16 protein-coding genes are annotated in these 14293 nt (G+C 31.1%); all 16 read left to right on the forward strand.

The features are described 5' to 3' along the window. Positions 1-6 precede the first annotated feature (6 nt). The 16 genes from I2H23_RS00235 (at position 7) to mgsA (ending at position 14268) form a co-directional block, all read left to right on the forward strand. Complete coding sequence (locus I2H23_RS00235; protein ID WP_092927278.1) at positions 7-987, forward strand: RnfABCDGE type electron transport complex subunit D; 981 nt, start codon at positions 7-9, stop codon at positions 985-987. Beyond that, positions 987-1565: an RnfABCDGE type electron transport complex subunit G gene (locus tag I2H23_RS00240; RefSeq protein WP_092927276.1), complete on the forward strand. Its 579-nt coding sequence runs from the start codon at positions 987-989 to the stop codon at positions 1563-1565. The genes I2H23_RS00235 and I2H23_RS00240 overlap by 1 nt, the downstream gene beginning before the upstream one ends. Before the next feature lie 10 nt (positions 1566-1575). Next, entirely contained in the window at positions 1576-2169 is a 594-nt protein-coding gene (rsxE, locus tag I2H23_RS00245; RefSeq protein ID WP_092927274.1) for an electron transport complex subunit RsxE, read from the forward strand. 13 nt (positions 2170-2182) lie between these two features. After that, a complete protein-coding gene (rsxA, locus tag I2H23_RS00250) occupies positions 2183-2758 on the forward strand; it encodes an electron transport complex subunit RsxA (RefSeq protein ID WP_092927272.1) in 576 nt (191 codons plus the stop codon). A gap of 16 nt (positions 2759-2774) precedes the next feature. Continuing rightward, positions 2775-3746, forward strand: a complete 972-nt coding sequence (locus I2H23_RS00255; RefSeq protein WP_195580835.1) for an RnfABCDGE type electron transport complex subunit B — start codon at positions 2775-2777, stop codon at positions 3744-3746. A 197-nt stretch (positions 3747-3943) separates the two neighbouring features. Then, positions 3944-4528: a Maf family protein gene (locus tag I2H23_RS00260; RefSeq protein ID WP_092927269.1), complete on the forward strand. Its 585-nt coding sequence runs from the start codon at positions 3944-3946 to the stop codon at positions 4526-4528. Between the two features lie 44 nt (positions 4529-4572). Next, complete coding sequence (gene radC, locus I2H23_RS00265) at positions 4573-5232, forward strand: RadC family protein (RefSeq protein ID WP_141664395.1); 660 nt, start codon at positions 4573-4575, stop codon at positions 5230-5232. Between the two features lie 29 nt (positions 5233-5261). Beyond that, complete coding sequence (locus I2H23_RS00270; protein ID WP_092927265.1) at positions 5262-6338, forward strand: rod shape-determining protein; 1077 nt, start codon at positions 5262-5264, stop codon at positions 6336-6338. Between the two features lie 10 nt (positions 6339-6348). Further along, positions 6349-7245 carry a rod shape-determining protein MreC gene (gene mreC, locus I2H23_RS00275; protein WP_240276287.1) on the forward strand — a complete coding sequence of 299 codons (897 nt, stop codon included), beginning with the start codon at positions 6349-6351 and terminating at the stop codon, positions 7243-7245. 14 nt (positions 7246-7259) lie between these two features. After that, positions 7260-7748, forward strand: a complete 489-nt coding sequence (gene mreD, locus I2H23_RS00280) for a rod shape-determining protein MreD (protein WP_092927261.1) — start codon at positions 7260-7262, stop codon at positions 7746-7748. 11 nt (positions 7749-7759) lie between these two features. Further along, positions 7760-10759 carry a penicillin-binding transpeptidase domain-containing protein gene (locus I2H23_RS00285; protein WP_092927259.1) on the forward strand — a complete coding sequence of 1000 codons (3000 nt, stop codon included), beginning with the start codon at positions 7760-7762 and terminating at the stop codon, positions 10757-10759. 59 nt (positions 10760-10818) lie between these two features. Further along, the gene (locus I2H23_RS00290) at positions 10819-11490 is read left to right on the forward strand and encodes a septum site-determining protein MinC (RefSeq protein WP_092927257.1); all 672 of its coding nucleotides are present in this window, start codon (positions 10819-10821) and stop codon (positions 11488-11490) included. A 31-nt stretch (positions 11491-11521) separates the two neighbouring features. After that, positions 11522-12319, forward strand: coding sequence for a septum site-determining protein MinD (minD, locus tag I2H23_RS00295; RefSeq protein ID WP_092927255.1), 798 nt, complete (start codon positions 11522-11524; stop codon positions 12317-12319). A 19-nt stretch (positions 12320-12338) separates the two neighbouring features. Beyond that, positions 12339-12623 (forward strand): cell division topological specificity factor MinE, encoded by a 285-nt coding sequence (gene minE, locus I2H23_RS00300; protein ID WP_092927253.1) that lies wholly within the window; start codon positions 12339-12341, stop codon positions 12621-12623. An 83-nt stretch (positions 12624-12706) separates the two neighbouring features. After that, entirely contained in the window at positions 12707-13825 is a 1119-nt protein-coding gene (gene rodA / locus I2H23_RS00305; protein ID WP_092927251.1) for a rod shape-determining protein RodA, read from the forward strand. Between the two features lie 29 nt (positions 13826-13854). After that, complete coding sequence (gene mgsA / locus I2H23_RS00310; protein ID WP_166504898.1) at positions 13855-14268, forward strand: methylglyoxal synthase; 414 nt, start codon at positions 13855-13857, stop codon at positions 14266-14268. Positions 14269-14293: the final 25 nt, after the last annotated feature.

Raw genomic sequence — 14293 nt, forward strand, 5'->3', positions numbered from 1 at the left:
ATTTAAATGAATAATAAATTGATTGTATCGTCTTCTCCGCATGTGAGAAGTAACCAAGATACGTCTTACATAATGAAACAAGTAATAATAGCTTTACTACCTGCTATGGCATCAGCAGTGTTTCTTTACAGATTAAGTGCATTAAATGTAATTTTCTTCTGTACAGTAGGAGCAGTAGGATGTGAATTTTTATATCAAAAATTAACTAAACAAGATGTTACTATAGGAGATTTTTCAGCAGTAGTTACAGGAATATTATTAGCATTTAATGTGCCAGCATCTCTTCCATGGTGGATGTGCATATTAGGCTCAGCGTTTGCTATAATAGTGGTTAAAATGGTTTTTGGTGGAATAGGAAATAACTTTTTAAACCCAGCATTAGGTGCAAGAGCATTTTTACTTGCATCATTTCCAGTAGCTATGACAGCTTGGACAATACCTGGAGTTAACTGGGTAAGTTCGGGAAATATAGATGCATATACAACAGCGACTCCATTAAGTTTTCTAAAAAGTGGAGCAATAGGCATATCAGAATTAACATCAAATGGAATTAGCCTAACAGATATGGTAATAGGTAATATAGGAGGATGTATAGGGGAAACATCATCTATATTCATAGTACTAGGTGGGCTTTATCTAATCTATAAGGGAATAATAAATTACATAATTCCAGTATTTTACATAGGAACAGTTTTTATATTAGCATTTATACTAGGAGGATTTGACATAAACTTTGCTATATATCAATTAGCGGCAGGTGGACTTATGTTAGGTGCATTTTTTATGCTTACAGATTACACAACATCACCTATGTCCAAAGCAGGTCAAATTGTTTATGCTATTTTAGCAGGAGTTATAACTATAGTTATAAGAATGTATGGTGGATACCCAGAAGGAGTTTCATATTCTATATTATTAGCCAATGTAGCTACTCCACTTATAGACAAATACATGAAAGGTAGAGTATTTGGGGAGGTGGCTAAATAATGAAAAATATATTAAGGCTAGGAGCCATATTATTTACAATATGTGCAGTAGCAGCTTTAGCACTTGGGTTTATAAATCAAATAACAGCGCCAATTATTGAAGATAGAAATATACAAGCAAACAATGAATTAAGACAATTAGTGCTTGAAGACGCAACAGAATTTAAGCAATTAGATAAAAAGGTAATAGAAAATATCGATGGATTAGAAGAGGGGATAGTATCAGAAGTATATGAAGGTATTAGTGGAAGTGATGTTGTTGGATATACTATAAAAACTTTACCTAGCGGATATGGTGGGGTTATGGAAGTTATAGTAGGGATATCAAAAGATGGAAAAATAACAGGAGTAAATATTGGAAATATGGCTGAAACTCCAGGGCTTGGAACGAAAGCAAATGAACCTAATTTTAAAGGGCAATTTAGTGAAAAAGAAGCCAAAGAACTTAGTGTAGTAAAAGGTAGTGCAACAAGTGATAATCAAATAGCTGCGATTTCAGGGGCTACAATAACATCTGAAGCTGTAACTAGGGGAGTTAATGCAGCAATAAAAGTATTTAATGAAAGCTTGAATAAATAGGGGGAAGAATATGAGATTAGGTAAAATATTCAAAAATGGTTTAATAGATGAAAACCCAGCCTTTGTCCAAGTAATAGGTATGTGTCCAACATTAGCTGTTACAACATCAGCTATAAACGGATTAGGTATGGGATTATCTACAACAGCAGTTTTGATTTGTTCAAATATAGTTGTTTCATTAATTAGAAAGATAGTGCCAGATAAAATAAGAATACCAGCATTTATAGTAGTAATAGCAACGTTTGTTACAATAGTTGGTATGCTTTTAAAGGCATATGTGCCTTCACTTGATAAAGCACTAGGGCTTTTTATACCTTTAATAGTTGTAAACTGTTTAATATTAGCACGTGCAGAAAGTTTTGCATCTAAAAATGGTTCTGTTGAATCAGCTGTAGATGGATTAGGTATGGGACTTGGGTTTAGTTTAGCATTAACAGTTTTAGGAACTATAAGAGAAATACTTGGAAATGGAAGTATATTTGGAATGAGTATATTTGGAGCTTCATTTGAACCTATATTGCTATTTATACTTCCTCCTGGAGCCTTTTTAACATTAGGTTTTCTTTTAGCAGGATTTAATAAAATAAGAAGTAAAAAAGCGTAGGGGGGTGGATTAAATGAATTTAGTACTTATATTTTTAAGTGTAGTTCTTGTTAATAACGTTATAACAAGTCAGTTTTTAGGTATATGTCCATTCTTAGGAGTTTCTAAAAAAGTTGATACTGCATTAGGTATGGGAGCAGCAGTTACTTTTGTTTTAACATTAGCATCAATAATAACATACTTTATACAAGAACTATTGGTTATAACTAATAATGAATTTTTACAAACTATAGCGTTTATACTAGTCATAGCATCTATAGTTCAATTTGTTGAGATGGTAATACAAAAAATGAGTCCAGCCTTATATCAAGCGTTAGGTGTATTTTTACCATTAATAACAACTAACTGTGCAGTTTTAGGTATAGCTTTAGTGAATGTAAATGAGGGGTATAACTTAATTGAAACTATAGTTAACGGATTTGGTGCAGGTATAGGATTTACATTAGCTATAGTATTATTTGCGGGAATAAGAGAGAGATTAGAACTAGCAGATATACCAGAAAGTTTTAAAGGGTTCCCTATAACACTTATATCAGCAAGTTTAATGTCTATTGCTTTTTTAGGATTTGCTGGATTAATAAAGTTATAAAATAGGGGGGGATAATATGTCTATACTTAATTCGATTTTTGTTTTAGGAGGTATGGGACTTATATTTGGAGCAATACTTGCATATGCTTCTAAAAAGTTTTATGTTGAGGTAGATGAAAGAGTTGAAAAAATATTAAGTATACTTCCAGGAGCTAATTGTGGAGGATGTGGATTTCCAGGATGTGGGGGATTAGCAAATGCAATAGTAGAAGGAAATGCCCCTGTAAATGGATGTCCTGTTGGAGGTTCTGATTGTTCTTTAAAAATAGGAGAAATAATGGGAATATCATCTCAAGAAGGTGAGAAAGAAGTAGCAAAGGTTATATGTAAAGGAAGATGTGATGTAGCAAAAGATAAATATACATATGAAGGTATTTATGACTGCAGATCAGCAGCTACATTGAACTCTGGAGCTAAATTATGCAAATATGGATGTTTAGGTCTTGGAACATGTAAAGATTATTGTAAATTTGGTGCTATATCTATAATAGATGGATTAGCAGTAATAGATGAAGAAAAATGTGTAATGTGTGGAAAATGTATTGAAGTTTGTCCAAAGGGAATAATATCGAAAAAGCCAGCAAAACAAGAAATTGTAGTTGAATGTAACAGTAAAGATTTTGGAAAAGAAGTTAAGGAAAAATGTAGTGCTGGATGTATAGGATGTGGAATTTGTGCTAAGGCATGTAAATTTGATGCAATAGAATTTGAAAATAAAATTGCTAAAGTAAACTATGATAAATGTGTAGGGTGTATGGTATGTGTTGAAAAATGTCCAACCAAAGTTATAAAAGGTAGCTTAGAAAATAGAAAAAAAGTTATGATAGAAGAAAGCTTATGTATAGGTTGTACTATTTGTAAAAAGCAATGCAAGTTTGACGCCATAGAAGGTGAATTAAAAAGTAAGCATAAAGTTGATAAGAAAAAATGCGTTGGATGTCATTTATGCTTAGAAAAATGTCCTAAAAAGGCTATTAAAACTATATAATATGGATAAGATAAAGGTATGGTTTTTTCCATACCTTTATTTTTTATGGAATTATAATAAATTTATAAATAAATAAAATCTACTCATTGAAATATAACAATTATGTTACAAAAATCGTTCGACATTTGTGTTGAATTTTTTACAATATAATGATAGACTAAATAAGTACAATTCTAAGTACCAAATGAGGTGATAAAATGAATATAATCTTAGCATCAGCATCTCCTAGAAGGAAAGAAATTCTAGAAAATATCAACGTAAAATTTGATATAGTTAAAAGTGATATAGATGAGGTTATATTAGAGGATGAGTTACCACCTCAAGTGGTAATGAGACTTGCATTTGAGAAAAGTATGGATGTAGCAAAATCTAATCAGGAGTCTTTGGTTATAGGAGCAGATACAATTGTTGTGTTTAATAACACAATATTAGGGAAACCAAAGGACAAAGAAGATGCTATAAATACTATTAGGTTATTATCTGGAAATACTCATGAAGTAATAACAGGTATTAGTTTAATTAATTTAAGTGCAAATAAAAAAATAATCGATTATGTAGTTAGTAAAGTTAAATTTAAGGACTTATCAGAAGATGATATAAATGATTATATTAATACTGGTGAGTCATTAGATAAAGCTGGAGCATATGGAATTCAAGGGTATGGATCATTACTAATTGAGGAGATACAAGGTGATTACTTCAATATAGTTGGATTACCTATATCAAAGTTAAGTGATTTAGTCAAAACGCACTTTGATATAAACTTTTTTTATGGAGGATGATATAACTGAAGGACTCTTTTGATGTTAAAATGACTTTAAAGAATATGACATTAGAAGAAAGACCTAGAGAAAAGATGCTTGTTAAAGGAGAAAAATGCTTATCTAATTCAGAGTTGTTAGCAATTATTATCCGAACAGGCACTAAATCAAAAAATGCTATTGAATTAGCTAATTATATCATAAATAAAGACACTCAAGGTATAAGATACCTAAAGGATATGACCATAGAAGAGTTATGTGAAATAGATGGAGTAGGACTATCTAAAGCAACGCAAATAAAGGCAGCGCTAGAACTAGGGTCTAGAATCGCTAGTTTTAAGCCTAGTCGATATAAGGTAAAAAACCCTTGGGATATATACAAGTATTATATGGATATTTTAAGATATGAAAAGCAAGAGGTTTTTAAGGTGGTTCTTTTAAATACGAAAAATGAAATAATATCAGATGTAGAAGTATCAAAAGGTACTTTAAATTCTTCTTTAGTACATCCAAGAGATGTATTTAGAGAGGCTATAAAACGAAGTACAAATAAGATAATTCTAATGCACAATCATCCATCTGGTTCTGTCGAGCCATCAAATGAAGATAAAAACATTACATCAAGACTTATTAAGTGCGGAGAACTAATAGGAATAGAAGTAATAGATCATATAATCATAGGTGACGGATTATATTTTAGCTTTAAAGAGAGTATGATAATCTAATTGGATATAGTAAGGAAGGAGAATTAAGTATGTCTAAGGAAAAAAAAGAAAAAAAAGAGAAAAAAGGGTTAATGTCGATGTTTGGATTTAAAAAGATGACAAAGGATATGGGTATAGATTTAGGTACAGCAAATACTTTAGTTTATATAAAAGGACAAGGTATAGTAGTAAGAGAACCATCTGTTGTTGCTATAAGAGATGATAGCAAGGAAGTTTTAGCAGTTGGAGAAGAAGCTAAAAAGATGATAGGTAGAACACCAGGTAATATAGTAGCTATAAGACCTATGAAAGATGGGGTTATAGCTGATTTTGATGTTACATCAGCAATGCTTAGTTACTTTATACAAAAAGCAGCAGCTAAAAAGGGTGTAGTAAGTCCTAGAATAGCAATATGTGTACCTTATGGCGTTACAGAAGTAGAAAAAAGAGCTATAGAAGAAGCTGCAAGACAAGCAGGAGCAAGGGATGCATACTTAATAGAAGAACCTATGGCAGCTGCTATAGGAGCTGGTCTTAGAGTTGAAGAGCCAGAAGGAAATATGGTTGTAGATATCGGTGGAGGTACTACTGAAATAGCTGTTATATCTTTAGGAGGTATAGTTACTGCTAAGTCAATAAGAATTGGTGGGGACGAGTTTGATGAGTCTATAGTAGCATATGTTAAAAAAGAATATAACTTAGCTATAGGGGAAAGAACAGCTGAAGATGTTAAAATAAGCATAGGATCAACATTTAAAGGTGATCAAGAAACTAATATGCAAATAAGAGGTAGAGACTTAATATCAGGTCTTCCTAAAACAATAGAAATAGGATCAGCAGAAGTTAGAGATGCTTTAAAAGAGCCTATAAACTCAATAGTAGATGCGATAAAATCAACTTTAGAAAAGACACCACCAGAATTAGCATCAGACATAATGGAAAATGGAATAATGTTAACTGGAGGGGGAGCATTACTTAGAGGTCTTGATAAGTTAGTTAAACAAGAAACAGGCATGCCTGTTACAATAGCAGAAAGCCCACTAGATTGTGTTGCTTTAGGTACTGGTAAATCAGTAGAAGACCAAGAAATATTTGAAAAAGTATTAATGATGAATGCAAGAAAGTAATTAAAAGTTGGTGATATCTTTGAGATTTGATAACAATAAAAAAGGGAAGAAAAAGATCAACGTTAAAGTGATAGCAACAGGAACTGTTGCTATCACTTTAATTGGAATTATAGGAATATCAATAGGTAAATTTTCAGGTAGAAATCCAATAGGTCCTGGACCTATTTTAGATGCTGTATCTGCTGTAGAATCGACATTTAATAAAGGTTTTAAATTCCTAGGTGATGGCCTTGGTGATCTAATTAATTATAAGAAAAATGCTAATAAAATAGATAAGCTAGAAAAAGAAAAGAATGAGTTAAAATTAGAAATAGCTGAATTGAATAAAAAACTAGATGAAGTAGAATCACTAGAAAGTTTAAAAAAATCATTAAACTTTATAGACGAAAAGTACGAAGCTAAGTCTGTAGCAGCTAGTGTTGTCTCAAAAAATGATGGCAATTGGTACGAAAGTTTTGTACTAAGCGCTGGTAGTGCAGATGGAGTTAAAAAAGATAGTTTAGTAGTAAATGGTAATGGTTTAGTTGGTATGGTATATGAAGTTTCTAAAAACTATAGCAAAGCAGTTTCATTACTTGATAGTAAATCATCAGTAAGTTTTAGACTATTAAAAGACTCTAAATTTAAAGGCGTATTAACTCAAAACTCTACTTTAGATAATAAGGAAAACTACAAAAATAAAGGATATTTATATGGATATATGTTTGATAGTAATTATGATGTAATCCCAGGAGATGTAATTGTAACATCAGGGCTTGGGTTATATCCAGAAGGTATACCTATAGGTGAAGTTGATAAAGTTATAGATGACAAGAATAAATCTATGAAATCTGTAGTTGTTAAACCTTATGCTGATTTTAAAAATATAGATGATGTTAAAATCATTGAACCTAGAAATATAAGATAAAGGAGACTATAGATATGAAAAGAGTTTTACTTTGTCTTTTAGGTATTTTGTTAGTTATAGTAGAAGGTAGTGTTACTAACTATATAAATATATTTAGCGTGAGCTTTAATATAGTAATAATATATATGACTATTATATCTCTGTATTTAGATGAATTAGAAGCAGGTATAATAGGTGCTATAGTAGGTTTAACTAAAGATATAGCCGTAGGTGGAATATTTGGAGTTAATGGTTTAATATTATTTTTAACTTCTTACACAATAAGCCATTTAAAAGATAAAATATACAAGGAAAGTAGTATGACTATATTTGCGCTAGTTTTTTTAACTACGCTAGTTGATTCTATTGTAAATATAGCAACCACTATCTTGGTTTATAATAGCTATGGAATAGTTAAGTTACTGATTGTAGGAATTTTAATAATGCCTACTTTAAATAGCCTTTTAAGTATTATTTTATACAAAATATCTAAAAAATCTATATTAAAACTAAAAGAAGATTAGTTGGTGATTTAATGGAGAAAAACAAAAAGATAGATAGATTATTGATAATAAAGAGAATCATCATATGTGTATTTATAGTTATTTCCTTTAAAATATTATATATGACTATTTTTAGACATGACTATTATAAAGAATTAGCTGAAAATAAGACATATAAGGAATTACCTATAAAAGCTCCAAGGGGAGAAATAAGAGATAGATATGGACGTCTAATTGCAGGAAATAAAAATTTATTTACTGTACAAGTATCTGCAGATGGTATAAGCAAAAAAGGCGCAGATGGTAAGCCTATGGCTAATGAAATATCATTAGACATAATTAATCTTTTAGAGTCTAATAAAGAGCAATATATAGATGAATTCCCTATATACTTTAAAAATGGTAAATTCTATTATACGTTTGATGATAAAATAGATAAATACAAAGAAGAAGAAGGTATACCAAAAGAATTAAATGCTAAAGAAAGTTTCTACTTTATTGTAGATAAGCTAATTAGTGAAGGTGTACTTACGAAAGAAGATAGAAATTTAGACCCTAGTAAGCTACAAAAAAAGCTTAATGAAAATGGAGAATATCCTCCTATACTTGTAAGTAAATGGATGTTTACTGAAGAAAAGAATAAAAAAGATTGGTTAGAAAGCTATAAAATAAAAAATCCTGATATTAGTGCTAAAAATGCATTTAGAGATATTAGAAATGACTATAAGATAGACCCTAAGCTAAGTAATACGGACGCTAGAAAAATACTTATAGTTAGAGACCTTATAAAATCTCAAGGTTATTCTAGATATAATCCAGTTACCATTGCAAAAGATATAAATCAAAATACAATATCTCAAATTGAGGAAAAAGGAATGGAACTTCCAGGGGTATCTGTGGCAGTAGAGCCAGTTAGATATTACCCAGAAACAAATTTAGCTTCTCACATAATAGGTCATATGGGTAAAATGCCATATAATCAAGAAGAGAAATATCTAAATCCTGAAAAAGAAGGTAAAAAGTACTCAAAGGGAGATACAGTAGGTATAACTGGTGTTGAAAAGAGTTATGAAGAGAAGCTTAAAGGTGTTGATGGGCATAAAAAAGTTCAAGTAGATGCACTAGGTAGAGTAACAAAAGAACTAGATGTACAAGAACCGCAATCAGGAGATACTGTATATCTAAGTATAGATAAAGACCTACAAGAAGTAGCTCAAGATGTATTAAAGAGAACTATAGATGTAGCTAGAACAGCAGGAACTTTCAAAAGTCCTTTTGGAAATAAAAGTTTTTCACAAGCTGCACCTCGTGCAAATTCAGGAGCTGTAGTAGCTATAGATGTAAAAACTGGGGATGTATTAGCTATGGCTAGTTATCCAGATTACGATCCTAATAAATTTGTAAATGGTATATCTTATGAAGACTATGAAAAATTACAACCTAAAAATAAAAATGATGTACTAGCACCTAACGCTCAAGTAAACTTAGCTACTCAAGGGGTATTCCAACCAGGTTCTACATTTAAAATGGTTACAGGTATGGCAGCTATAGATAATGGAATGAATCCAAATTACACAATAAATGATCCAGGTGTTATAATGCTTGGAAATAGACCATTTGCCGATTATGTATGGCATAAGTCAAGAAGTAATCATGGAGCAACAAATTTATACAAAGCTATACAAGAATCATGTAATATCTACTTCTACACAATTGGTAGTGGTGAAAATAGAGTAGGTGGGAAAGACCCTAATGTAAAAATAGGTCCAAATGATACTCTTAAATATGCTAAATTATTTGGATTAGATGATTATACAGGTCTTAATGACGAAATAGATGAAAAAAAGGGTAGTGTACCAAGTATAGAAACTAAATTAAAATCAGCTAAAGCTTTACTTAGAACATTTTTAGAGAAAGAAATGAAAAATAAGTTTACTGATATAACTAAGGAAAAGAATGAAGCTGAGTATGAAAAAAGAATAGATGAAATTGTTAGTTGGGCAGACGAACCAACTACAGTCACTAGAGGTGAAGCTATTGAAAGGCTTGCTAAGTTAAATGTTAAAGAAAAAGACATAGAGCCTTTAGCTGATGAAATAGTGTTTAATCACTTAAAATTTGCTAAATGGAGTATAGCAGATACATTTAACTTATCTATAGGACAAGGTGAGAATCAATATACGCCAGCTCAAATGGCAAGATATACTGCAGCCATAGCAAATGGTGGTGATTTAGTTGATTTATCAGTTATAAATAGAGTTGTACCTAGTGATTATAAATCTGTTGATATTGATGAAAATAAAAAAGAAAAGATACCATTTAAAAATAGTGAAAATCTAAAGCATATAACTGAAGGTATGAAGAGAGTTACGACTTCAAGTTCTGTTAAGAGTTTATTTAAGAACTTCCCTGTTAGTGTAGCAGCAAAAACAGGAACAGCTGAAAAAAGTGGTAAGATACCTACAGAAAATGAGGTTGATTATTTAAAAAGCCATATGGGATCTTATGGAGTGGCTTTAGATCAAGCGCTAAGTCTTGCGGAAACTCTTAAAGAGGGAAGAGAGCAAGAGTTATCAGAGGAAAGAGAAAAAGAGTTAAAAGAAGAGCTAAAATCTAAAGATATAACTGAAGAAAGAAAGAAAGAAATAGAAGAAGAATTAAAAGAAGGTGTAAGCGTTAAATTAGATAAAAATGATGATAAAATAAACGCTGCATACCTAAGAAAAGCTATAAAACAATTAAACCCTAAAATAACAGATAAAGAAATAGATAGATACAAAGCAGATTATGATTCTTTTGCATGGAGTGTAGGGTTTGCACCAGCAGATGATCCAGAGATAGCAGTTGTATGTATGATACCTCAAGGTGATTCAAGTACTTATGCAATGTTACCTGTAAGAGAGTTAATAGGAACATATCTTGGATTGACAGATGATTATTTAGCAGCTAATAAAGGTACTGCTAAGAAAGAAGAAAGTAGTAATAAATCGAATAATGATGATATAAATTTTGCTTCTCAGATGAAAAAATAAGAGGAAAAAAATATTTTTTGAAGAATATATAAAAATGATACATTACTCTGGAGGTTGTTATGTCTTTTAAAGAGTTTAGTACCAGAGAACTTGTGGAGTTCAAGGGTAGCAAAAGAGGGATAATTGTAAATATAAAGAAAGAAGCCTCTTTTGAAGAAATAAAACAAAGTATAATAAACAGGCTAGAGTCATCAGTAGGATTTTTTAATGGAGCTAAAATATGTGAGATTAATTGCGATTGTTTAAGTGATATACAAATTTTAGAGATAAAAGAACACATATCATCAAGGTTTGATGTTGAATTTATTGATGATGAGTATAAAAAAGAAAAGTATGAATTTAAAACAAAATATGTCAATAATCTAAGATCTGGTGAAAACATAGAGTTTGATGGAGATGTAGTAGTTATGAATGATATGAAATCAGGATCACAAGTAAGCTCAAAGTCAAATGTAGTAGTTATGGGAAATGTAGATCCAGGTGCAAGAATAGTAGCTAATGGAAATGTTATAATAATGGGAAGTGTTAAGGGGTTTGTCCATGCAGGTTCAGATGGAAATGAAAGTGCTTATGTAGTAGCTAACCACCTAGATGCTAGAATATTACAAATAGCAAATAATATAGCTGAAGCTCCAGAAGATGAGTTTTTTGAAGGAAAAACAATTAATCCAGAAATAGCTTTTGTAAGCGATGGAACTATAGTCATAGAAAACTATTCAAATAAAGTTTAAAAATAAGTATTAATCCATAGGGGGTAGTAACATGAGTGAAGTTATTGTCATAACGTCTGGTAAAGGCGGAGTAGGAAAGACTACTACCGCAGCAAACTTAGGAACTGCTTTAAGTTTGGAAAATAAAAAAGTAGTTATAGTAGACGCAGATATTGGTCTTAGAAATTTAGATGTAGTAATGGGACTTGAAAATAGAATTGTTTATGATATTGTTGATGTTGTAGAGGGAACATGTAGATTAAAACAAGCTTTAATCAAAGATAAAAGATTTGAAAATTTATATTTACTTCCAGCAGCTCAAACAAGAGATAAAAATGCAGTATCTGTTGAGCAAATGCATGATTTATGCCAAAAACTTAGAGAAACATTTGATTATGTATTAATAGATTGCCCTGCCGGTATAGAACAAGGATTTAAAAACGCCATAGCAGGAGCAGACAGAGCGATAGTAGTAACTAATCCGGAAGTTTCTGCAGTAAGAGATGCAGATAGAATAATAGGATTATTAGAAGCCAATGAGATAAAAACTATAGAATTAGTGATAAATAGAATAAGACACGATATGGTAAGACGTGGAGACATGATGGACAAGCAGGACATAATAGAAATATTGGCTATAAAGCTATTAGGATTAGTTCCAGATGATGAAAGTATAATTGTATCTACAAATAAAGGTGAACCTGCAATACTTGATTCAAAATCATTAGCAGGACAAGCTTACAAAAATATAACACAAAGAATATTAGGTAATGATGTACCTATACTAGAAATAGAAGCAGAAAGTGGATTTTTTAGCAAAATAAAGAAGATGTTTGGTATGGCTAAGTAGCAAAGGGGGGAGTATATTCATGTTAGACTTATTTAAAGTTTTTTCAAATGAATCTAAAACTAGTAAATCAGTAGCAAAAGAAAGATTAAAGTTAGTTTTAGTGCATGATAGAGCGGATTGTTCTCCAAAGTTTTTAGAGCTTATAAAGACAGATATACTTAAAGTAATAGCGAATTATGCTGAAATAGAAGAAGATGGACTGGAAATTAAAATGTCTAAAACCAGAGGAGAAGATGATGATATGCCAGTATCTGCATTAATCGCTAATATACCACTAAAGAATTTAAAGGATAGAAATATATAATAGACTAAATGGGGGATTGTTAAGTCCCCCATATTTTAATATACTAAATATAAGACAAAAGACATTAGGAAGTTGGTGAAAATGTGATTGAATATAAGTCAACCGTTAAGTTAATAAAACAACTAGATTGGAAGCTAATAGCTACTGTTTTAGCAATATTTGGATTTGGATTAGTTGTATTAAGTAGTGCAACTCATGCCCATATGACAGGAAATTATGGACAGATATACAAACAAGGATTAGGTTTTGGCCTAGGTATGGTTATGGTCATTGGAATATTATTAATAGACTATAATTTTTTAGGAAAGTACTATAAGGCTTTATATATAGTTAGTTTAATTTTACTGGCTATAGTATTAATACCAGTAATTGGTGCGTCAAGAGGAGGAGCTAGATCTTGGTTAAATTTAGGTCCTTTAGATTTTCAAACTTCAGAAATAGTTAAGTTTACATTTATATTAAGCTATGCAAAGATAGTAGAATCAAAAAAAGGTAAACTTAATAATTTAAAGGAGATAATACCTGTTGTGATGTATGCAGTTCCTTTTATAGGATTATTATTTGCTCAGCCAGACTTAGGTACAGCTATAGTATTTAGTTGTATAATAGGTGGAATGTTGTTTACAGCAGGGCTTGATATGAAACTGATAAAAAGAGTTATAATAGGTGTTTTAGTAGCAGCACCACTTATGTATATGGTAATGGCGCCGCATCAAAAGGAAAGAATAGATGCTTTCTTACATCCTGATGATCCAACTAAAAAGGGTAATTATCAGGTTATGCAGTCAATGATAGCTATAGGGTCAGGAGGAGTAACAGGTAAAGGACTATACGGTGGTACACAAAGCCAGGAGGATTTCTTACCTGTTCAGGAAAGTGACTTCATATTTGCAGTCATAGGAGAAGAACTAGGAGCTATAGGTATGATAGCTGTTTTAGTTTTATATGCAATATTCTTGATACGAATGCTTATTATAGCAAAAGAAGCAAAAGATTTTTATGGAACCTTAATTGTAGTTGGGGTTATGAGTATGTTTGCATACCAGATAATACAAAATATTGGTATGACAGTAGCTTTAATACCGGTTACAGGGGTAACATTACCATTCATAAGTTATGGAGGAAGTTCACTTTTAACATCTTTAGCAAACTTAGGACTGGTACTAAATGTATGTATGAGAAGAAAGAAAATTAACTTTTAGATAAAGTCAAAATATAAACGGGAGGGAATATGAATATAGCATTAATAGCACATGATGAAATGAAAAATACAATGGTAGGATTTTGTATAGGATATGAAGAAATTCTTAAAAAGTATAAGGTGTATGCAACTGGAACAACTGGAAAAATAATAATGGATGCTACAGATATTAATATAACTAGGTTAGCTTCAGGACCTTTAGGAGGAGATCAGCAAATAGGATCATTAGTAGTTTCTCAAGATATAGATTTAGTGATATTTCTAAGAGATCCTCTTACATCTCAAGCTCATGAGCCGGATATACAAGCCTTAATTAGATTGTGTGATGTATATCATGTACCAGTAGCTACAAATTTAGCATCAGCAGAGATTTTTATAAAAGCTTTAGATAGGGGAGAGCTTTCTTGGAGAGAAGTTAGAAAAACTAAAAGTCAAAGAGTATAAAAATAAGCACCTAATATTAGGTGCT

This window comes from Romboutsia sp. BSD2780061687b_171204_C1, assembly GCF_015560225.1.
GTDB classification, from domain to species: Bacteria; Bacillota; Clostridia; order Peptostreptococcales; family Peptostreptococcaceae; genus Romboutsia_C; species Romboutsia_C hominis.

Bases quoted from the DNA above. Each gene is read 5' to 3' on its own strand.
- I2H23_RS00285 (WP_092927259.1), top strand. From the start codon at position 7,760: ATGGAGAAAAACAAAAAGATAGATAGATTATTGATAATAAAGAGAATC.
- I2H23_RS00290 (WP_092927257.1), top strand. From the start codon at position 10,819: ATGTCTTTTAAAGAGTTTAGTACCAGAGAACTTGTGGAGTTCAAGGGT.
- rsxE (WP_092927274.1), top strand. From the start codon at position 1,576: ATGAGATTAGGTAAAATATTCAAAAATGGTTTAATAGATGAAAACCCA.
- I2H23_RS00255 (WP_195580835.1), top strand. From the start codon at position 2,775: ATGTCTATACTTAATTCGATTTTTGTTTTAGGAGGTATGGGACTTATA.
- minD (WP_092927255.1), top strand. From the start codon at position 11,522: ATGAGTGAAGTTATTGTCATAACGTCTGGTAAAGGCGGAGTAGGAAAG.
- mgsA (WP_166504898.1), top strand. From the start codon at position 13,855: ATGAATATAGCATTAATAGCACATGATGAAATGAAAAATACAATGGTA.
- I2H23_RS00235 (WP_092927278.1), top strand. From the start codon at position 7: ATGAATAATAAATTGATTGTATCGTCTTCTCCGCATGTGAGAAGTAAC.
- radC (WP_141664395.1), top strand. From the start codon at position 4,573: ATGACATTAGAAGAAAGACCTAGAGAAAAGATGCTTGTTAAAGGAGAA.
- rsxA (WP_092927272.1), top strand. From the start codon at position 2,183: ATGAATTTAGTACTTATATTTTTAAGTGTAGTTCTTGTTAATAACGTT.
- I2H23_RS00240 (WP_092927276.1), top strand. From the start codon at position 987: ATGAAAAATATATTAAGGCTAGGAGCCATATTATTTACAATATGTGCA.
- minE (WP_092927253.1), top strand. From the start codon at position 12,339: ATGTTAGACTTATTTAAAGTTTTTTCAAATGAATCTAAAACTAGTAAA.
- I2H23_RS00260 (WP_092927269.1), top strand. From the start codon at position 3,944: ATGAATATAATCTTAGCATCAGCATCTCCTAGAAGGAAAGAAATTCTA.
- I2H23_RS00270 (WP_092927265.1), top strand. From the start codon at position 5,262: ATGTCTAAGGAAAAAAAAGAAAAAAAAGAGAAAAAAGGGTTAATGTCG.
- mreD (WP_092927261.1), top strand. From the start codon at position 7,260: ATGAAAAGAGTTTTACTTTGTCTTTTAGGTATTTTGTTAGTTATAGTA.